20 protein-coding genes are annotated in these 19,851 nt (G+C 72.3%); 3 read left to right on the plus strand and 17 right to left on the minus strand.

Features of this window, described 5'->3' with window-relative positions:
• Nucleotides 1–7 precede the first annotated feature (7 nt).
• On the minus strand, nt 8–517 hold the full coding sequence (locus ABZY45_RS29955) for a MarR family transcriptional regulator (RefSeq protein WP_356745188.1): 510 nt from the start codon (nt 515–517) through the stop codon (nt 8–10).
• 92 nt (nt 518–609) lie between these two features.
• On the opposite strand from ABZY45_RS29955, the gene ABZY45_RS29960 reads away from it, so the two are divergent.
• The 3 genes from ABZY45_RS29960 to ABZY45_RS29970 are packed head-to-tail and all read left to right on the plus strand — an operon-like array spanning nt 610 to nt 3,640.
• Complete coding sequence (locus ABZY45_RS29960) at nt 610–1,563, plus strand: ABC transporter ATP-binding protein (protein ID WP_356744938.1); 954 nt, start codon at nt 610–612, stop codon at nt 1,561–1,563.
• Nucleotides 1,560–3,218, plus strand: a complete 1,659-nt coding sequence (locus tag ABZY45_RS29965) for an ABC transporter permease (RefSeq protein WP_356744940.1) — start codon at nt 1,560–1,562, stop codon at nt 3,216–3,218. Before ABZY45_RS29960 ends, ABZY45_RS29965 begins: the two co-directional genes overlap by 4 nt.
• A gap of 50 nt (nt 3,219–3,268) precedes the next feature.
• Nucleotides 3,269–3,640: a hypothetical protein gene (locus ABZY45_RS29970; protein ID WP_356744942.1), complete on the plus strand. Its 372-nt coding sequence runs from the start codon at nt 3,269–3,271 to the stop codon at nt 3,638–3,640.
• Here the strand turns inward: ABZY45_RS29970 and ABZY45_RS29975 are convergent.
• The 16 genes from ABZY45_RS29975 to ABZY45_RS30050 form a co-directional block, all read right to left on the minus strand.
• Complete coding sequence (locus ABZY45_RS29975) at nt 3,623–4,828, minus strand: cytochrome P450 (protein ID WP_356744944.1); 1,206 nt, start codon at nt 4,826–4,828, stop codon at nt 3,623–3,625. The two genes, ABZY45_RS29970 and ABZY45_RS29975, sit on opposite strands and share 18 nt — an antisense overlap.
• A gap of 9 nt (nt 4,829–4,837) precedes the next feature.
• Complete coding sequence (locus tag ABZY45_RS29980) at nt 4,838–5,506, minus strand: response regulator transcription factor (RefSeq protein WP_356744946.1); 669 nt, start codon at nt 5,504–5,506, stop codon at nt 4,838–4,840.
• Nucleotides 5,503–6,816 carry a histidine kinase gene (locus ABZY45_RS29985; protein ID WP_356744948.1) on the minus strand — a complete coding sequence of 438 codons (1,314 nt, stop codon included), beginning with the start codon at nt 6,814–6,816 and terminating at the stop codon, nt 5,503–5,505. The genes ABZY45_RS29980 and ABZY45_RS29985 overlap by 4 nt, the downstream gene beginning before the upstream one ends.
• Before the next feature lie 74 nt (nt 6,817–6,890).
• A complete protein-coding gene (locus ABZY45_RS29990) occupies nt 6,891–7,766 on the minus strand; it encodes a prolyl oligopeptidase family serine peptidase (RefSeq protein WP_356744950.1) in 876 nt (291 codons plus the stop codon).
• Nucleotides 7,767–7,881: 115 nt separating this feature from the next.
• A complete protein-coding gene (gene kynU, locus ABZY45_RS29995; protein WP_356744952.1) occupies nt 7,882–9,078 on the minus strand; it encodes a kynureninase in 1,197 nt (398 codons plus the stop codon).
• Entirely contained in the window at nt 9,071–9,919 is an 849-nt protein-coding gene (locus ABZY45_RS30000; protein WP_356744954.1) for a tryptophan 2,3-dioxygenase family protein, read from the minus strand. The genes kynU and ABZY45_RS30000 overlap by 8 nt, the downstream gene beginning before the upstream one ends.
• Before the next feature lie 177 nt (nt 9,920–10,096).
• Complete coding sequence (locus tag ABZY45_RS30005) at nt 10,097–10,510, minus strand: DUF3151 domain-containing protein (protein WP_356744956.1); 414 nt, start codon at nt 10,508–10,510, stop codon at nt 10,097–10,099.
• Between the two features lie 3 nt (nt 10,511–10,513).
• Nucleotides 10,514–12,004 carry an MFS transporter gene (locus ABZY45_RS30010; RefSeq protein WP_356744958.1) on the minus strand — a complete coding sequence of 497 codons (1,491 nt, stop codon included), beginning with the start codon at nt 12,002–12,004 and terminating at the stop codon, nt 10,514–10,516.
• A gap of 36 nt (nt 12,005–12,040) precedes the next feature.
• On the minus strand, nt 12,041–13,243 hold the full coding sequence (locus tag ABZY45_RS30015) for a MalY/PatB family protein (protein WP_356744960.1): 1,203 nt from the start codon (nt 13,241–13,243) through the stop codon (nt 12,041–12,043).
• A gap of 122 nt (nt 13,244–13,365) precedes the next feature.
• Complete coding sequence (gene fbaA / locus ABZY45_RS30020) at nt 13,366–14,397, minus strand: class II fructose-bisphosphate aldolase (protein WP_356744962.1); 1,032 nt, start codon at nt 14,395–14,397, stop codon at nt 13,366–13,368.
• Nucleotides 14,398–14,562: 165 nt separating this feature from the next.
• Nucleotides 14,563–15,102, minus strand: a complete 540-nt coding sequence (gene pyrE, locus ABZY45_RS30025; protein ID WP_145812994.1) for an orotate phosphoribosyltransferase — start codon at nt 15,100–15,102, stop codon at nt 14,563–14,565.
• Nucleotides 15,103–15,132: 30 nt separating this feature from the next.
• Nucleotides 15,133–15,927 (minus strand): aldose 1-epimerase, encoded by a 795-nt coding sequence (locus ABZY45_RS30030; protein WP_356744964.1) that lies wholly within the window; start codon nt 15,925–15,927, stop codon nt 15,133–15,135.
• 29 nt (nt 15,928–15,956) lie between these two features.
• Complete coding sequence (locus ABZY45_RS30035) at nt 15,957–16,898, minus strand: carbon monoxide dehydrogenase (RefSeq protein ID WP_356744966.1); 942 nt, start codon at nt 16,896–16,898, stop codon at nt 15,957–15,959.
• A 93-nt stretch (nt 16,899–16,991) separates the two neighbouring features.
• Nucleotides 16,992–18,590, minus strand: a complete 1,599-nt coding sequence (locus ABZY45_RS30040) for a polyamine aminopropyltransferase (RefSeq protein ID WP_356744968.1) — start codon at nt 18,588–18,590, stop codon at nt 16,992–16,994.
• 98 nt (nt 18,591–18,688) lie between these two features.
• The gene (locus tag ABZY45_RS30045) at nt 18,689–19,210 is read right to left on the minus strand and encodes a DUF2617 family protein (protein WP_356744970.1); all 522 of its coding nucleotides are present in this window, start codon (nt 19,208–19,210) and stop codon (nt 18,689–18,691) included.
• A gap of 312 nt (nt 19,211–19,522) precedes the next feature.
• Nucleotides 19,523–19,765 carry a hypothetical protein gene (locus ABZY45_RS30050; RefSeq protein WP_356744972.1) on the minus strand — a complete coding sequence of 81 codons (243 nt, stop codon included), beginning with the start codon at nt 19,763–19,765 and terminating at the stop codon, nt 19,523–19,525.
• Between the last annotated feature and the right edge of the window lie 86 nt (nt 19,766–19,851).

Raw genomic sequence — 19,851 nt, forward strand, 5'->3', positions numbered from 1 at the left:
AGCGCCCTCAGCTCTCCGTCTTCCGGCTCTCCCGCCACCGCTTCAGGATGCCCAGCAGCTCCTCCTGCAGGAACTCGAAGAACTCCGCCGTCTCCGTGAGGCGCGCACCGGCCGGGGTGTCCTCGCCCAGGGAGCGCGCGCCGTCCCTCAGCGTGCGCTCCCAGCGGGTCATCACCTGGTCGCGGCCCGCGAGGGTGGCGTACCAGACCTCTTCGTGCAGGCGGTAACGGTCACGGCGTGAGCCGGGGTCGCGTTCGCGGCCGACCATGTTGACCTGCGAGAGATAGCTGATCGCGCCCGATACCGCCGCCGGGCTGATCTGCAACTGCCGGCCGAGGTCCGCCGAGGTCATGGAGCCGTCGTCCGCCGCCAGGAGGGCCGCGAAGACGCGCGCGGCCATGCGCTGCATCCCCGCCTCGGCCATATCGGCCGCGAAGCGCTCGACGAACCGCGCCACGGCCTCCTCGTCGCGCCCGCCGGCCGCTCCCGCGCCCGCGCCCTCGGTCCCGCTGGTCATATCCCCCGCCGTCTCCGCCGCCCAGGTCATGGCCCGACTTTATACGGTTCCTTAACTTCACAAGTTTATGAAGCCCGCGTACGTTCAGAAACATGACGAAGGCAATCAGCGTCGCCGGGCTGCACAAGTCGTTCGGCCGGACGCGCGCTCTGGACGGGCTCGACCTCGCCGTCGAGGCCGGCGAGGTCCACGGCTTCCTCGGGCCCAACGGCGCCGGGAAGTCCACCACGATCCGCGTCCTCCTGGGGCTGCTGCGCGCCGATTCGGGCGCGGCCCAGCTGCTCGGGAAGGACCCGTGGCACCACGCCGTCGCGCTGCACCGGCGCCTCGCCTACGTCCCCGGCGACGTGGAGCTCTGGCCGGGTCTCACCGGCGGTGAGGCCATCGATCTGCTCTCGCGTCTGCGGGGCGGGGCCGACAAGCGGCGCCGTGACGAGCTGATCGAGCGCTTCGGACTCGATCCGACGAAGAAGGGCAGGGCCTACTCCAAGGGCAACCGTCAGAAGGTGGCCATCGTCGCGGCCCTGGCGTCCGACGCGGAACTGCTGCTCCTGGACGAACCGACTGCCGGACTCGACCCCCTGATGGAGACGGTCTTCCAGGACGTGATCCTCCAGGCGAAGGAGGCGGGCAGGACGGTGCTGCTCTCCAGCCATGTCCTGGCGCAGGTCGAGAAGCTGGCGGACAGGATCAGCATCGTCCGGCTCGGCAGGACCGTGCAGTCCGGGTCGCTGAGCGAGATGCGGCATCTGACGCGTACGACGGTCGAGGCCGAGACGGTACGGCCCGCGGAGGGTCTCGGCCTGCTCCCGGGCGTGCACTCCGTGGAGGTGGCGGCCGAGGGGGGCGGGACCCGCGTGCGGTTCACCGTGGACGGCGGCCATCTGGACGGCGCCGTGAGCAGGCTCGCCTCGTTCGGCGTGCGCAGTCTGATCAGCCATCCGCCGACCCTGGAGGAGTTGATGCTGCGCCACTACGGCGACGAACTCGCCGCCGTAGGGCACGGCTCCCCCGAGGGGAACCTCTCCACGGGAAGCACGCGATGAGCGCCGCGACCGTCACCAGGACACCGGCACCCCCACGGACCCTCATGGCCCCCGGCGCGCTGGCGGGCACCCGCACCCTGGTCGGGTTCAACCTCCGCAGGGACCGCGTCCGGCTCCCCGTATGGATCCTCGCGCTGTTCTTCGGCACCCTGGCCGCCGCGGACAAGTACGCGGCGCTCTACGCCGGTCCGGAGGACCGGGCCTCCGCGCTCGCCACCATGGGCAGCCCGGCCGCGCTCGCGATGACCGGGCCCAGGCACTATCTGGACGACTACACGTTCGGCGCGATGACCGGCCATCAGATGCTGGGATTCACCGCCGTCCTGATCGGGCTCATGAATGTCCTGACCGTCACCCGCCACACCCGGGACGAGGAGGAGACCAACCGCGCCGAACTGGTCCGTTCCACCGTCGTGGGGCGTCACGCGCACCTGGCCGCCGCGCTCTGCGTGGCGGTGATCGCCGACCTGGCGCTCGCCGTCCTGCTCGCCGCCGGACTCGGCGCCATGGACCTCGCGCCCGCCGGAGCCACCGGCTCACTCCTCTACGGCCTCGCGCTTGCGTGCGCCGGCCTCGTCTTCGCCTCCGTCGCCGCCGTCACCGCGCAGATCAGCGCCCACACCCGGGGCGCGTCCGGCTCCGCGCTCGCCGTCATCGGTCTCGCCTACGTCCTGCGGGCCGCCGGGGACGCGGGCGGGGACGACGTGCTGTCCTGGCTCTCCCCGATCGGCTGGGTGCAGCGCAGCTACCCGTACGTGGACGACGACTGGTGGCCCCTGCTGCTCTGCCTCGTGTCCGCCGCCCTCTGCGCCGGCGCGGGCTTCGCCCTGTCCACCCGGCGCGACGTGGGCGCGGGGCTCCGCGCCACCCGGCCCGGCAGCGCGACGGCGTCCGGCGCGCTGCTCAGGCCGCTGGGCTTCGCCCTGCGGCTGCACCGCTCCGTACTGGCCGGATTCGGCGCCGGGCTGTTCCTGATGGGCGCCATGTACAGGTCGATCCTCGGCCAGGCCGACGACATGCTGGGGAGCATCGAGCAGATGGAGGAGGCGCTCTCGGAGATCGGCGGGGCCACGACGGCCGAGTCGTTCGCCTCGATGATCATCGTGGTCCTCGCGGTGGTGGCCTCCGTCCACGTCGTGACGGCCACGCTGCGGCCCCGGGCCGAGGAGAACGCGGGCCGCGCCGAAGCCCTCCTGGCGACCGGGCTGTCCCGTGTCCGCTGGGCGGGCAGCCACTTGGCGGTCGCCCTGGCCGGCGGCACCGTGGTCCTGCTGCTGGCCGGACTCGGCATCGGTGTCGCGGGGGCGGCCTCGACCGGCGACTCGCGGCTGGTGCTCTCCCTGACCGGCGCGACGCTCGCGTACGCACCGGCGCTGTGGGTCACCGCGGGCGTGGCCGCCGTGCTGTTCGGCTGGCTCCCCCGGGCCGCCCAGGCCGCGTGGGCGCTCCCGGTGTACGCCTTCGTGACCGGCTACCTGGGTCAGCTGCTGCGCTTCCCGGACGGGATGAACGACCTGTCCCCCTTCGGTCATGTCCCGCGGCTGCCCGCCGCACCCATGGACTGGACACCCCTGGCCGTCCTCACCCTGGTCGCGGCGGCCCTGATCCTGTTCGGCCTGGAGGGCTTCCGCCGCCGGGACCTGCGGACCACGTGAGGAACCGGCCCCGGCCGCCGGACGTCCCCACCCGCATGGAGCAACGGGACGTGGCGGGGTACGGCGGGTGCGCGACGGCGCTGCTCGGCGCCGTGACGGCTCTGTTCGTCCGGGGCTCGTCCCGGCGTACCGGCCCGCACATGGGCACCGGACCGGAGGGCCACGGGCGGGACCTCTCCGTCCTGTGGACGGAGCTGCCCCTCGTCCTGCTCGCCGGAGCCCTGACACCCCCGCTGACCTGGCTGCTGACCCTGCGTCCGCTGCGCGGGCGCGCGCCCCTGCGGGGCCGGGTCCTGGTCGCGGGGCTCTGCACGGCCGGCGTGTCCGCCGGGGCCACGTGGGGCCTGCACAGCTGGGCGAATCCGTACGACCCGGATCGCGTACGGCTGTCGGGCACCCTCGTCTCAGATCTCGACCAGTAGCTCCCGCAGCCCCCGGATCACGTAGCCGGGCTTCCACTCCGGCTCCGCCAGCAGCCGCATGCCGGGCGCCTTGCGCAGCAACTCGCCGAACACAGCGCCCAGTTCGACCCGGGCCAGAGGCGCGCCCAGGCAGTAGTGGATGCCCGCCCCGAACGAGATGTGCGGGTTGTCCCGGCGGGAGAGGTCCAGCGTCTCCGCGTCGGCGAAGCGCGCCGGATCACGGTTGGCCGACGCGAAGAGCAGCGCGACCTGCGCGCCACGGGGGATGACGGTGCCGTCGACCTCGATGTCGTCCAGGACCCATCGGGAGAACATGGGCACCGGGGTGTCGTAGCGCAGCAGTTCCTCCACGGCCGTCGGCAGCAGGCTGTGGTCGGCGCGCAGGGCCGCCAGCTGCTCCGGATGCCGGAAGAGCATCCACCAGCTGTTGACGGTGGCGTTGACCGTCGCCTCGTGGCCCGCGTTGAGCAGCAGCACACAGGTGGAGATGATCTCCTGCTCGGTCAGCCGGTCCTCGTCGTCGTGCGCGGCGATGAGCCCGGAGATCAGGTCCGCTCCGGGGTCGCCGCGGCGTGCGGTGATCAGCTCCCGCAGATACGCGGAGAACTCGACCGACGCGCGGACGGCGGCCCGCGCCGTCTCCTCCGGCGGATTCAGCTCGAACATCCCGCAGATCGCCGCCGACCAGGGCCGCAGCAGCCCCCGGTCGGCCTCCGGCACGCCGAGCATCTCCCCGATGACCGCCACCGGCAGCGGCTCGGCCACCGCCCCCAGCAGATCGCCGCCGCCCGCCGAGACGAAGTCGTCGACGAGCGCGGCGGCCAGCCGCTCCACCGTCGGGGCGAGCGCCTCGACCCTGCGGGGCGTGAACGCCTTGGCGACCAGCCGCCGGATCCGGGTGTGGTCGGGCGCTTCCAGATCGAGGATCCCGTGGCCGTTGAGCGTGTGGAACGGCTCGTGTGCCTCGGGCGGGGCGGTGACCCCGAACTCGTCATGGCTGAAGCGGTGCAGATATGTCCGCCCCAGCCGCCGGTCACGCAGCAGCCCCGAGACGTCGGAGTAGTGCGGGACGAGCCACTGCCGCGTCGGCTCGAAGTAGTGCGCCCGGCCGGTGGCGCGCAGCGCGGCGTAGGCGGGGTACGGATCGGCGACGAACGCCGGGGACCAGGGGTCGAAGGACACGTGCATGGGCCGACGCTATCCGGGCGTGACCAGCCGTGCCTCGTAGGCGAACACGGCCGCCTGGGTCCGGTCCCGCAGCCCGAGCTTCACGAGGATGCGGCTCACGTGCGTCTTGATCGTCGACTCGGCGACCACGAGGTGCGAGGCGATCTCCTGGTTCGACAGGCCCTGCGCGATCAGCACGAGCACCTCCGTCTCCCGCTCGGTGAGGTCACCGATCCGGGCCATGGCGGGCGGCCTGGGCGCCTCGGCGATCTTCGAGAACTCGGTGATCAGCCGCTTGGTGACGGTCGGCGCGAGCAGCGCCTCGCCGGAGGCCACCACCCGCACGCCGTCGGCCAGTTGCCGCGCCGATGCGTCCTTCAGCAGGAAGCCGGAGGCGCCCGCGCGCAGCGCCTGGTAGACGTACTCGTCGAGATCGAACGTGGTCAGGACCAGCACCTTGGCTTCCGCGTCGGCCGCGACGATCTCACGGGTCGCCTCGATGCCGTTGAGTTCCGGCATCCGGATGTCCATGAGCACCACGTCGGGACGCAGGGCGGCGACCTGCGAGACGGCCTGCCGCCCGTCGACGGCCTCGCCGACGACCTCGATGCCGGGCATCGCGTTCAGCAGCACGGAGAAACCCTCGCGGACCATCATCTGGTCGTCGACGATCAGTACCCGGATGGGCGACTCGCTCATGCGCGCCCACCGTCCTCGGTCTGCTCCCGCTGGGACGGTACGGGGAGGAACACGGCGACCTCGTACCCTCCGTCGCCGGTCGGCCCGGCGGTCATCTCCCCGTTCAGCATCGCGACCCGCTCCCTCATCCCCGTGATCCCGTGTCCGGCCCCCGGCGACGGTTTGACCAGCCCCCGCGCGGGACCGTTGACGACACGCACTCCCAGCCCGCCGAGCACATACCCGATCTCCACCTGGGCGCCGGCGCCCGGGGCGTGGCGCAGTGTGTTGCTCAGCGCCTCCTGGACGATCCGGTACGCCGACAGCTCGACGCCCTGCGGGAGTTCGCGTACGGCGCCGGTGACGGTCTTCTCCGTCCGCAGCCCGGTCTCCCGGACGTTGTCCAGCAGCCGGTCGAGCTCGGCCAGGGTGGGCTGCGGGGCGTCCGGTGCCTCGTAGTCCTCCGCCCGTACGACACCGAGGACCCGGCGCAGCTCGGTGAGCGCGGCCACGGCGTTCTCCCGGATCGTGGCGAAGGCCTGCTCCAGCTCGGGCGGGGGGTTCTCCACCCGGTACGGGGCGGCCTCGGCCTGGATCGCGACGACGGACATGTGGTGGGCTACGACGTCGTGAAGCTCACGGGCGATGGTGGTGCGCTCCTCCAGCAGGGTGCGCCGGTCGCGTTCGACTGCGGTGACGGTGCGCTGCACGGTCACCTCGCGCTCCGCCTCACGGCGCACCTGCACCATGGCGACGACGAGCAGCGCGAACGCCGAGGTGACGGCCATGGGCGCGGTGTTGGAGAAGCCGGGGCCGATGTTCCCGAGGAGGCTGCCGACGACCAGGGTGGCCAGCCACATCCAGGCGGCGGTACGCGGCCGGGTCCTCGCCGCGACGACGACCAGCACGCCGAGGTGGCAGATGAAGGCGCTCGTCTGCCAGGGCCAGTCGCCACTGCCCACCACGGCCACCACCGGGGTCGACACGATCGACACCCAGAACGCGAGGACGGGACGGATCAGTGTCATCAGCAGCGTGGCGGCCGGCAGGAACGCGGTAATGAGCGTCGCGATACCGAACGGCGAGTAGGAGTTCGCCGTGAAGACACCGTCCAGCAGCGCGATCAGCGCGACCGCGGCCACCACCGCGTGCGGGAACCAGACGGCCCTGGCCCGTACGGGCCTCGGCAGCCGGCGGATCACCGGCCCGTCCGTGCCCAGCGGGCCGAGCGGGCGGTAGTCGAACACATCGTGGAAGAGGTCCTGCCGCAGTCCGCCTATCGCTCCTGCGGCCAGCCGGAATTCCGGGCTTCTGGTCTTGGTCTCGGTCACACCCACACGGTAGGTGCCGGGCCGTGCCCGGGGCGTCCGCAGTGATGTGGATCCTGGTCCGTCCGTCGCAAGTACTACCAGGCCAGCTGGGCGATCTCCTCGGCCACGACCGCGCAGGCGTCCGCGGACGGGTCGATCAGCGGGAAGTGGCCGACCCCGTCGAGCAGCGTCAGCCCCACCATCTCCCCGGCCTTCGCCGCGGCGTCCACGAACGCCTCCGTGACGGCGGGCGGCACGGTGGTGTCCTCCACCCCCTGGACGACGGCCGTGGCGATCCCGGTGGGCAGCAGCAGGGCGGGGTCGACGTGGGCGCTGCGCGCCTCGAAGTCCGTGGCGCCGCCGAGGAGCTGGTGGAGGGCTCCCGAGCAGACGTCCAGCTCCACCGCGCTGGCGAAGTCCCCGATCGGCGCCAGCGCGACGACCCCGCGCAGCGGCGGGGCGGCGGGCAGCCGCCACGGCGAACCCTCCGGGAGCACGTGCCGGGCTGCCGCCCACAGGGCGAGCTGCCCGCCGGCCGAGTGCCCGGTGACGACGGTCTTGCGCAGGTCGGCCGCCGGGAGCCCTTCGGCCACCAGCGCCGGCAGGGCGTCCATCGCCGCCGCGACGTCGTCGAACGTCTCGGGCCAGCGCCCGGCGACCGGCCCCGCCCCGCCCTGCTGCGGGATCTCGCCGCCGCGCCGGTACTCGACGCTGGCCACGGCGAAGCCACGCCGCGCCAGGAAGTCCGCGAACGGCGACACGTGCTGCCGGTCGTACGGGGCGCGCCAGGCCCCGCCGTGCAGCAGCACCACGAGCGGCGCCCCGTCACGGCCGTCCCTCGGCGCGAAGAAGTCGATCACCTGGTCGGGGTGGCTCCCGTAGGCCGCCGACCCGTCGGGCGCGACCACCGGATGCGCGAACGCCGACTCGGTCTCGGCGGCGTCCCGATCACGCGCGGCAGAATCCGACATGCTGCTCCAACCGTCCTACGCCTGTGCCCAACTGGACTGACCTGCGGGGACGGTACCAGTACGGCGGACCGCCGCCGTACGGGCCCGGAGAGCGGACGCGTACGGCGGCGGACGCTCAGACCCCCAGCACCTCGGCCAGGATCCGCGCCGCCCGCTCCACGTCGGCGAAACCCACGTACAGCGGGGTGAAACCGAACCGGAGCACGTCGGGGCGCCTGAGGTCGCCGACCACCCCGCGCTCGACGAGCGCGCGCATCACCGGCTCGGTCTCCTCGGGCACCTCGCAGCGCAGCGAGACCTGGCTGCCGCGCGCGGTGTGGGGGGCCGGGGTGACCGGGGTGACCCGGCCCTCGGGGACGTAGGCGGCGACGCACTCGAGGAAGAAGTCCGTCAGGGCGAGGGACTTGGCCCGGACGGCGTCCACCGATACGCCGTCCCACACGTCGAGCGAGGCCTCCAGCGCCAGCATGGAGAGGATGTCGGGCGTGCCGACCCGGCCCCGCACGGAGCCGTCCGCCGGGACGTAGCCGGGAGTCATCCCGAACGGGTCCGCGTGCGAGGTCCACCCGGGCAGCGGTGAGTCGAAGGCCTCCTGGTGGCGCTCGGCGACGTACAGGTACGCGGGCGAACCGGGGCCACCGTTGAGGTACTTGTACGTGCAGCCGACGGCCAGGTCCACCTGGTGGGCGTCGAGGCCGACGGGCAGCGCGCCCGCGCTGTGGCACAGGTCCCAGACGGCGAGGGCGCCCGCCGCGTGGACGGCGGCGGTGAGACCGGGCAGATCGTGCAGCCGTCCCGAGCGGTAGTCCACGTGGTTCAGGAGCACCGCCGCCGTGCGGGGGCCGAGCGCGGCCGGCACGTCGGCCGGGGCGACCGGCACGACGCGGTGACCCGTCATCCGGGCCGCCGATCCGGCGATGTACCCGTCCGTCGGGAACGTCGTCGCGTCGACGAGGATCTCGTCCCTGCCCCCACCCGCCAGGCGGATAGCGCCGACGACGGCCTTGAAGACGTTCACGCTGGTGGAGTCGCCCACCACGATCTGGCCCGCGGCGGCTCCCACGAGCGGGGCGATCCGGTCGCCGATCCGCTCGGGCGCGGTCCACCAGCCGCTCTCGTCCCAGGAGCGGATGCGCAGCGAGCCCCATTCGCGGGTGATGACGTCCTGCATGCGCGCGGGCACGTGGCGGGGCAGCGCGCCCAGCGAGTTGCCGTCGAGGTAGACGGTGTCGTCCAGGGTGAACAGATCGCGCAGTGCGGCCAGGGGGTCGGCGGAGTCGAGCGCCGTCGCGCGCTCACGGAGATCAGACATGGCTGCGCGCCGTCCACAGCTCGGGGAACACGCTCTTGGTGGCCCGCTTCTCCAGCCAGGCGACCCCGGCCGATCCGCCGGTGCCCGTCTTCGAACCCATCGCCCGCCGGGTGGCGGTCAGGTGGTCGTTGCGCCAGCGCCACACCAGCTCGCCGACGTCGGTCAGCACCTCGCCGAGCCGTACGAGCTCGGCGTTCTGGTCCGGGTCGGCGTAGATCTCCGCCCAGACGGCCTCGACCGCGGGAGAGGGCTCGTACTTCTGCGACAGGTCGCGTTCCAGCACCGACTGCGGTACGGCGTATCCACGCCGGGCGAGCAGCGCGAGCGTCTCGTCGTAGAGGCCGGGCTCGTGGAGCGCCTTCTCCAGCTCCGCGTGCACACGGGGAGCGCCCCGGTGCGGCACGAGCATGGAGGCGGACTTGTCGCCCAGCAGGAACTCCATCCGCCGGTACATCGCCGACTGGAATCCCGATCCTTCGCCGAGCGAGCCCCGGTAGGAGTTGAACTGGGCGGGCGTGAGACCGGCGAGCGGTTTCCAGGAGGCGTTCAGCGCCTCCAGCTCCCGCAGCGAGCGCTTCAGGGCGTCGCGGGCGACCGGTATGCGGTCCTCGCGCAGGGCGTGCGCCGCCGTCTCCCACTCATGGACGATGACGGTGAACCACAGCTCCATGACCTGGGTGGTGACCAGGAAGACCATCTCGCCGGGGTCGTCCGAGCGCAGGTGCTGGAGGTGGGTCAGGACATCCGCCTGGACATAGTCCTCGTACGGAGTCGTGCCCGCGAAGTCCAGGTGCGGGGTGTCCGCACCGGTGGCTTCGGGGTCGGGGTGGATGGCCGACATTTCTGTCTCCTCGACACGAGCTTCCGGGTAGCGGTCCGCCCCTTCCTCTGAGGTGGTGGAGCTCCGGTCCCCTGCTCGGCATCCTAACGGCAGTCCGGGGAACGCGTCGGGCCCCGCGGGCGGCTGCCCGCGGGGCCCGTGGGCGGCTGCCCGCGGGGCCCGTGGGGCGAGGGAGACTCAGCCCAGGATGTCGGCGGCGGTCCGGGAGGAGTCACGCAGGAACGTGGAGCAGCGCTCGTACTCCTCCTGCTCGCCGATCGCCTGCGCGGCGCGCGCCAGGGCGTGCAGCGCGCGCAGGAAGCCGCGGTTGGGCTCGTGCTCGAACGGGACGGGGCCGTGGCCCTTCCAGCCCGCGCGGCGCAGGGCGTCGAGACCGCGGTGGTAGCCGGTGCGCGCGTAGGCGTACGACTCGATGACCCGGCCGCCCTCGTACGCCTCGTCGGCGAGCTGCGCCCAGGCCAGCGAGGAGGTGGGGTACTTCGCCGCGACATCGGCGGGCGCCGTGCCTGCGGCGAGCAGCTCACGCGGCTCCGGGTCGTCGGGCAGGTGGGTCGGGGCGGGGCCCCCGAGCAGGTTCTCGTGGATGGACATGGTTCAAGTGTGCCTGGGCCCGCGCTCCGGCTCCAAGGGCGGGGCCGTGACACCGCAGTGCATCGTGCACTCGGGCCGCGCCTCCTGACGGGCCTCCCGCGGCTTCCGCACGGTCCACCAGGCGATCACCGAACCGGCCACCAGCAGACCGGCGCACATGGGCATCGCCCGGCGGAACGTGGAGGCGAACTCCCCCGCGTCCCGGTACGCCTCCGGGCCCATCCCGGCCAGCAGCGGCAGCGCGGCCACCGCGAGCAGCCCGGCGGCCCGCGCCGCGGCGTTGTTGATCCCGCTGGCGAGCCCGGCCCTGCCGGTGTCCACGGCGGCCAGCACGGTCGCGGTGAGGGGCGCCACGAGGGTGACCATGCCGAGCCCCAGCACCAGCACGGCGGGCAGGACGTCGGCGACGTACGAGGCGTTCTCCCCGACGCGCAGCATCAGCAGCATCCCCGCTGCCGCCAGCAGCGGGCCCACGGTGAGCGGGACGCGGGGCCCGATCCGCCGTCCGAGATCGCCCGCCGAAGCGGAGAAGAGCAGCATGAGCACCGTCGTGGGCAAGAGCGCGGTGCCCGCTCCGAGTGCGGAGTAGCCGGCGACCACCTGGAGCTGGATCGCGGACAGGAAGAAGAAGCCGCCGAGGGCCGCGTACACGCAGAACGTCACGATGTTGACGGCCGTGAACTGCCGGGAGGCGAAGATCGACGGCGGCACCATGGGCTCGGCCCGGCGCCGCTCCACGGACACGAAGGCCACGCCCAGCGCCACGCCGCCGACCGCTGAGCCGACGACCACGAAGGACGCGCCCTGCTCCGGCACCTCGATCAGGGCGTAGGTGACCAGGGCGAGCGCGAGCGCGGCGAGCGCGGCCCCCAGCACGTCGAACCGTCCGTGGGCGTCCGGGTCCCGGGATTCCGGCACGTGCCGCAGGGCGACGGGCACACAGACGGCGGCGAGCGGGAGGTTCAGCAGGAACACCCACCGCCAGCCCGGCCCGTCCACGAGCCATCCCCCGAGGAACGGCCCGACAGCCGCGCCGACCCCGCCGAGCCCGGACCAGAGCCCCACGGCGCGGGCCCGGTCGTCGGGGTGGAAGCTCGCCTGGATGATCGCCAGGGAGCCGGGCGTGAGCAGCGCGCCCCCGACCCCCTGGAGCGCCCGCGCCGCGATCAGCACCTCCGCGTTCGGCGCGATCCCGCACAGCAGCGAGGCCACGGCGAACCAGACGACCCCCAGGACGAACACCCGGCGCCGCCCGAACCGGTCCCCGAGCGCACCCCCGAGCAGGATCAGGCCGGCCAGGGTGAGCATGTAGGCGTTGACGGTCCACTGGAGGGCCGCCAGATCGGTGCCGAGGTCCTGGCCGATGCGGGGCAGTGCCACGTTGATGACGGTGGAGTCGAGCAGGGCCATGCTCGACCCGAGCACGGTGGTGAGGACGACCCACCGTCCTACGGGCGAGGCAACCCGGATCCCGTCACCGTCCGCATCAGTCATACGAGCAGCATCACCGCTCCCCGCCCGCGAGGCCATTCATGTGCGGGACGCGTCGTCCCGTACGGCCTCCAGGGCGCGCACCAGCGCGGAGACCCCGGCGTCGGCCTTGCTTCGCGCGCACCCCACGTTCAGCCGAACGAACCCCGGGGCCCCGTACACCGCCCCCGGCATGATCGCGACCTTCTCGCGCTCGATCAGCACCCGCTGGAGCGCCTCGTCGTCCACAGCCAGTGGACGCAGGTCGACCCACGCCAGGTAGCCGGCCTGCGGTGGCTCCCACGCCAGCTCGGGGAAGGCCGTGTTCAGCCGCTCCGCCACCAGCGCCAGGTTCTCCGCGACGTACGCGCGCACCGCGTCCAGCCAGGCCGCACCCGATCGGTACGCCGCGATGTGCGCGGTCAGCGAGAGCACCGCGGGCGAGGCGAGCCCTTCCGCCGTCTCCATGCGCCGCAGATACTCCGCCCGGTCCTCCGGGTCCCCGATGATCCCGTACGCCCCGGTCAGCGCCGGAAAATTGAAGGCCTTCGACGCGGACGTGATGACGGCCCAGCGCCCGGGACCGCCCGCCGCCTCTGCCTCCGCCTCCGCGATCCGCACGTACGGGACGTGCGCGTGTCCGTCCCGCACGAAGTCCGCGTGGATCTCGTCGCACACCACCGCCACCCCGTGCCTGCGGGCGAGCGCAGCCATCTCCCGGAGCTCGGCTTCCGTCCACACCCGCCCCGTCGGGTTGTGCGGCGAGCACAGCACCAGGACCTTCGCGTCGGCCCGCGCCAGCTCCCGTTCCAGGGCAGCCGCGTCCTCCATCGGCACGCCCCGGAGCTCCCGCCCGAGCCCGGTGACCGCCTTGCGGAATCCGTCGTACGTCGGGGTGTGGACGACCACGCCCTCGCCCTCGGCCGTCCACATCTGCAGCAGCTGGGAGAGCTGGCTGAGCACGGACGGCCCGTAGACCACCTGGCGGGTGTCGAGGGCGGTGCCGTACCGGGTCGCGTACCAGTGCGCGATCGCCGACAGGAAGTCCTCGTGCTGCCATCCGGTGTAGCCGAGCACCCCGTGTTCGAGACGGGCGCGCAGGGCGGTCAGCACCTCCGGCGCGGTCTCGAAGTCCATGTCGGAGATGGTGAACGGCAGCAGCCCGTCCACCCCGAAGCGCTCGGCGACCCCGTCCCACTGCACGCACCAGGTCCCCCGGCGGTCGATGACGGTGTCGAAGTCGTAGCGCGCAGGCGTGCTCACAGCGTTGTCCTCAATTCCCCGGGTCCCGGTGACCGGCCGCAGACATGGAGCGGGCCCGGCCCCCCCGCGAGGGAGACCGGGCCCGTCCTGCGTCCGTGGACGTCCGCGACGTACGTGCGTACTTACTTCAGCTTGGTGCCGGCGGACCGCAGGTTGGCGCAGGCCTCCGTGACACGCACGGCCATGCCCGCCTCGGCGGACTTGCCCCAGCTGCGCGGGTCGTAGACCTTCTTGTTGCCGACCTCGCCGTCGACCTTCAGCACGCCGTCGTAGTTGCGGAACACGTGGTCCACGATCGGGCGGGTGAAGGCGTACTGGGTGTCGGTGTCGAGGTTCATCTTCACGACGCCGTTCTCCAGCGCGGTGGCGATCTCCTCGGCCGTGGAGCCCGAGCCGCCGTGGAAGACGAAGTCGAACGGCTGGCTGCCGGCCGGCTTGCCGTACTTGGCGGAGACACCCTCCTGCAGGTCCTTGAGGAGCTCGGGACGCAGGACGACGTTGCCCGGCTTGTAGACGCCGTGGACGTTGCCGAAGGACGCGGCCAGCAGGTAGCGGCCCTTCTCGCCCAGTCCGAGGGCCTCGGCCGTACGCAGCGCGTCGTCGACGGTCGTGTACAGCTCGTCGTTGATCTCGTGCGTGACGCCGTCCTCCTCGCCACCGGTCGGAGTGATCTCGACCTCAAGGATGATCTTGGCCGCGGCGGCCTTGGCCAGCAGCTCCTGGCCGATGGCCAGGTTGTCGGCCAGGGTCTCGGCCGAGCCGTCCCACATGTGCGACTGGAACAGCGGGTTCAGGCCCTTGGCGACCCGCTCGGCGGAGACGTCGAGCAGCGGGCGGACATAGCCGTCCAGCTTGTCCTTGGGGCAGTGGTCGGTGTGCAGCGCGACCGTGATGTCGTACTTGGCGGCGACGATGTGCGCGAACTCGGCGAGGGCTACGGCGCCCGTCACCATGTCCTTGTTGTACTGGCCGCCCAGGAATTCGGCACCACCGGTGGAGATCTGGACGATGCCGTCGCTCTCCGCCTCCGCGAAGCCGCGCAGTGCAGCGTGCAGGGTCTGGGTCGACGTCACATTGATGGCCGGGTAGGCGAACTTGCCTGCCTTCGCCCGGTCGAGCATCTCGGCGTAGACCTCGGGGGTTGCGATGGGCATCTGTCCGCTCCTTGGGATGTGCGGGTGTTCAGGCTTGGTCCCTGACCTGGGGGCGACGTCATCGTCGCCCTTATCTTCCCAGACTCTCGCTCCGGCTCCACGCTGCCTGTCGGCTGAGGCGCCCTGTTTCACGTGAAACGGGGCGCCTCCGAGAGAATCCCCAGGTCAGGCCAGGTCGAGGTCAGCCACGGAGTAGACGTGGAGGTAGGGCAGACCGGCCTCGGCGATCGCCGGAGCCGCACCGCGCTCCACGATCACCGCGACGGCGACGACCTCGCCGCCGGCCTCGCGCACCGCCTCGACGGCGGTCAGCGGCGAGCCACCGGTCGTCGAGGTGTCCTCGACGACGAGGCAGCGGCGGCCCTTGACGTCCGTGCCCTCGATGCGGCGCTGCATCCCGTGGGCCTTCTGTGCCTTGCGGACGACGAACGCGTCGAGGCTCTTCCCCCGTGCGGCCGAGGCGTGCAGCATCGAGGTGGCGACCGGGTCGGCACCCAGGGTCAACCCGCCCACGCAGTCGTAGTCCAGCTCGGCGGTGGCGTCGAGCATGACCTGGCCGACCAGCGGCGCGGCCTTGCCGTCCAGCGTGATCCGGCGCAGGTCGATGTACCAGTCGGCTTCCAGACCCGAGGAGAGGGTCACCTTGCCGTGCACCACGGCCTTGTCCTTGATCTGCTGGAGCAGCTCAGCGCGTACGTCAGTCATGTCAACGAGGGTAAGCGCTGCCGCGGAGGCTCAGAGCCGCACCCAGTTCCAGGTCGTGGCGATCTCCAGGGGTTCGATCGGGGTGACGAGCCGGGGGGCGGTGTTCAGCCCGTTCGGCGGACCGGACTGCGGCTCCACACAGACCGCCTCCGCCTGCTCGTCGTAGATCACCACCCATTCGTCCCGGCTCCTGACCGTCAGCTCCAGCTGCTCGGGCCAGGTGAGCTTCACGTCCACACCTGCGGGCATGCCGAAGCAGTCGTCCCACGGGCCGGGCAGGGGGTCGATCCGGCGGCCGGTCGGCAGGTGGTTCTCGCCGCGCTCCTCCTGCCAGGCCGCGTCGAAGTCGATCCGCACGTCCTCGCCGCCGAGGTTCCTCAGGAACCAGGGGTGCCACCCACCCTGTGCCGGGAAGGAGTCGCCGTACGTCTCGATGCCGAGGCTCAGCGTCAGCGAGTCCTCGGTCAGCTCGAAGGTCTGCGTGACCCGCCCCTCGTACGGCCACGGATCGGCCAGGTCGTAGAAGAACGCCGCTTCGGCCTCGTCCTGCCGGGCGGGCTTCCAGGCGGTGTCACGGCCGGTGCCGTGGATGGCGTGCGGCGGAGAGTTCAGCGGCAGTCGGTGCGGCTCGCCGCCGTTGCGGAACAGGCCGTTCTCGGTTCGTCCGCACCACGGCACCATCGGGAAGCAGCCGTACCGCTCGCCTTGGCGCAGCAGTTCGGTGCCTCCGATCCGCAGGCTGCGGATGCGGCAGCCATGGACGGGGTCGACGGTCAACTCGGCATCGCCGGCGGTCAGCCGGACGTTCTTCCCAACATCGCTCACCCCACGACACTACTGGCGCGGGGTGCCTCTCAGGGCCTCCTACGGCGCAGAGCCCTGCCCACGACCACGGCGGAGGCGATCGCGAGGGCCGCGGCCGGAGCGGCCCAGCGAAGGGTGATGCCCGCGGCTCCCGCTTCGGGCGAGGGGACGGGGGCGTACCGGCCGCGCGGCGGGGCGTGGTCGACCTCCTCCGTGCTGCGGCCGATCATGGTGCGGCGGGCATGCGCGGCCTCGGCGGGCGGCTCGTCGGGCACGGTGAACTCCAGTTCCGCTGACGGGTCGAGCGGCGAATCCGGCACGGGGGTGTCGAACACGGAATCCCGGTCCGAGGGCGTCTTCCCGGCGGGGGCGTCAGGAGCCTCCCCAGGGGGCACGTCGGGCGTCTTCGCCGTGGGTGCGTCCGGCGTCTTCCCGTTCGGTACGTCGTGCGTCTTCGCCGTGGGCGCATCGGGCGTCTTCCCCGCCGGTGCGCCGGAAGCGGACGGCTCCGTGGCCTGTTCCCCCTCCCGTGCCGACGTGTCCTCCCGCGTCGCCAGGGTCTCCGTCACCAGCTGCTGCGTGAAGCGGTCCAGCAGCCGTTGCGCGGAGGCGAGCGCCGTCGCCTCGTCCAGATCCACGACCCGGCCGTCACCGCTCGCCGTGCCCGTGAACCGGATCGTCGTCCCGCCGTCCGTCTCCGCGAGTCCGATGGTCAGGGCCAGCTTCGCCGAACCGGTGCCTCTGGCCTCCACGCCCTCGCCCGTCACGGAGAAGGCACCGGGTTCGCCCTCGCCCGACGGCCGCAGGGTCAGCGCCCCGCGATACGTGATCGTGTGACCGTCGGCACGGAACTTCAGCCGGCCTGCCAACGGGCCCGCCGACGCGTCGGCGTCCCGCTGGAGGCCGGGCACGCATCGCGCGACCCGGGCGGGATCACCCAGCGTCCGCCGAAGGGACGTGACCGGAACCGGAACGAACACCTCATGCTCCATACCGCCCGAGCCTACTCAGCCCCGGCCGTCCCGTCAGCGCTTCCGCACCCCGCGACCCGCGTACGCCACGTCCACCGCACCGCCTCGCCGCGCTCACGGCGCCTCCCGGTAGCGCGGATGGACCAGCGTCGAAGGCGGCACCCCTCGCTGCCGTACCCGTTCCGCCCCGTGCCGGGCCACCCGCAGCTCCCGCTCCCCCAGCGTCCGCAGCACCGGCGCCCCGGGGTCGAGACCGAGCGGACCCGAATCGTGCCGGGCGGCCAGCACGAACCCCCAGTCCCGGGGCGCTGCACCGGTCCCACGGCCGGGGGCGGGGCCGGCCGCGAAACCGGTGAGGCTCCCCGCCACGCGGTACGGCCGGGTCCTCAGGCCGCTCGCCCGCATCGACGCCTCCACCGTCCAGAACGTCTCAGGACTGCCGGCCAGCGGCCCCGCGTGCACCACCAGCCGCCCGCCGGGCTCGAGGACCTCGGTGACCAGCCCGTAGAACTCAGCGGCGTAGAGCTTCGAGCCGGCCGTGATCCCGGGGTCGGGCAGGTCCGAGATCACCACGTCGAAACGGTCCCGCGCGGCCCTCAACCAGGTGAAGGCGTCAGCGGTGGCCGTCCTCAGCCGGGGGTCCTCGTACGCGTGCCCGTTCAGCAGGGAGAGCGCCGGGTCCGTACGGGCCAGGCGGGTGACGGCCGGATCGAGCTCCACCACGACGACGGCCGTGACGTCCGGATAGCGCAGCACCTCCCGGGCGGCCAGTCCGTCACCGCCCCCCAGAATCAGCACCCGCCGGTGGGCCCCCTTCATCGCCGGGTGCACGAGCGCCTCGTGGAAGCGGTACTCGTCGCGGGAGCTGACCCGCAGCCGCCCGTCCAGATAGAGGTCGAGCGGGCCGCGCCCCGTCCCGGTGAGGACGACCTCCTGCACCCCGGTCCGCACGGCGACCCGCACCTCGTCCCCGTACACCGCACGCCGCGCCGCCCGTTCGAAGTCGTCGACCAGCACCGTGGCGGTGGCCAGCAGCGCGATGACGAGGGCGTTGACCACGATCAGCAGCCGGCGCTCCCGGCCGGCGAGATCACGCCGGAACACCCACAGGACCAGCGCCCCGCCCGCCACCGCGTTGACCCCGCCGGTGAACAGCGCCCCGGTGAGCTGGCCCATCATCGGCAGCAGCAGGAACGGAAAGGCGAGCCCGCCCACGAGCGCGCCCACGTAGTCGGCGGCGAAGAGATCCGCGACGGCGCCGCCCGCGTCCTGCCGGTCGACCCGCTGGATCATCGTCATCAGCAGCGGGATCTCCGCGCCGATCAGGATGCCGATGGCGAGCGAGAAGCACACCAGCGCGTGACGCGACTCGCCCAGCCAGGCGAAGGACGCGTGGAGCACGAGCGCCGAGGTGCCGCCCGTCAGCGCGAGTGCGGCCTCGATCAGCCCGAAGCCCACGGCGGCACGGCAGCGTAAACGTTTCGCGAGAAGGGAGCCGATGCCCATCGCGAACACCATCACGGAGAGCACCACGGACGCCTGCGTGACCGAATCACCGATCAGGTACGAGGCCAGCGCGACCAGTTCCAGCTCGTACACCAGACCGCACGCGGCACAGACGAACACCACGGCCAGCACCAGGAACCGGCCGGTCCTCGGCCGTACGGGAAGTCGCGCCGCGCCCCGTCGCACCGGTGTCTGCTGGTCGATCATGAGGCGAACGCTACGTGACGGAAACCTTGCCGTTCGTCACCCACACGGGTGCAAGTGGCGCACGGAGGAGTCGCCTCGGGCGACCCCGCCCGCGCCCCTCAGGAAGCCCGCGCCCTGGCCCGCACCCCCACCCGCGTCCGGGTCACCACGAGCTGCCCCTCCTGCGGATAGGCGTGCCAGGTGCGCCACCGGACCTGGCCCTCCGTACGCTGCGCCAGCATCGCCGTGAAGGCGTAAGGGCTGCCGGGGAAGGTGCCCGCAAGCCCGTGCGGATGATCGGCCACCAGTGCGAGGAGCTCCTGCGCGCGCCCCGCGAAGGACCCCTCGGAGAGCGTCTCGACGCGCGCCGCGAACTCGTACTCCCAGTCACCCACACGCTCGGCGACGCCGAGGGGCAGGGGGGTGCTGCTGCCCGGAAGGCAGGCGACGGTCTCCGAGCACGTCCGCCGCTCCTCCTCCATCAGGACCTGATGGGAGGCGCCGAGCAGCCTCATCTGCACCTTCGCACCGGCCAGTTCGAGATCGAGCACGGCGAGAGCCGGCAACGGCTCACAGCCGAGCGCCCACGCCAGGTCGGCGGCGCGGGTGTCGGAATAGGAGGTCTGGAGGGTCGTGAGCATGGATCGGCTCCGCAGGACACACAGGGACACATGGACAGGAGGTACCCCGGTGCGGCGCACGCAGGGGCGGACAAGCCCGATCCGGCCCAACTGGGCTCCGAGGGCTGAATGTTCTCTACATCGATGCAATCACGAAGTACGCGGCACTCACAGCGTTTTTACCCAACTTGCCGTGGTTTCCATCCGTCAGGGGGCAGCACGGTTCAGGTGTTCCCGGTGCCCCCAACCAAAAGATGTCCGGCGGGAGTTCGCTCCCGCCGGACACCTCACGCCCACGTCCCCCGTCCGTTCCGCACGGCCGGCGGGGCCGGCTCAGTCGCCGCCACCACCACCGCAACCGCCACCACCACCGCACGAGTGACCGCCGCCGCTGTCACCACCGCCCCACCAGCTGCCCCCTTCGGAACCACCGCCGCCGCCGCTGTCCGAACCCCGGCGCCCGCCTCGCCCGGCGCGCCCCCCGAGCGGCTTCTTCCTGCCGCCCGCCCCCGAGGAGAGCGCGATGATCCCGATCACCACGATCCCCAGGAACACGATGAAGACGAACAACTCCATCGACCTCACATCCTTCTGTCCCCCGAAGCGAGGTCCCCGCTTCTCAAGTGCCCGTTGGATTCCCGCGCCCCGCCCGGGCCAAAGCA

This window comes from Streptomyces sp. NPDC006516, from assembly GCF_040611875.1.
GTDB lineage: Bacteria > Actinomycetota > Actinomycetes > Streptomycetales > Streptomycetaceae > Streptomyces.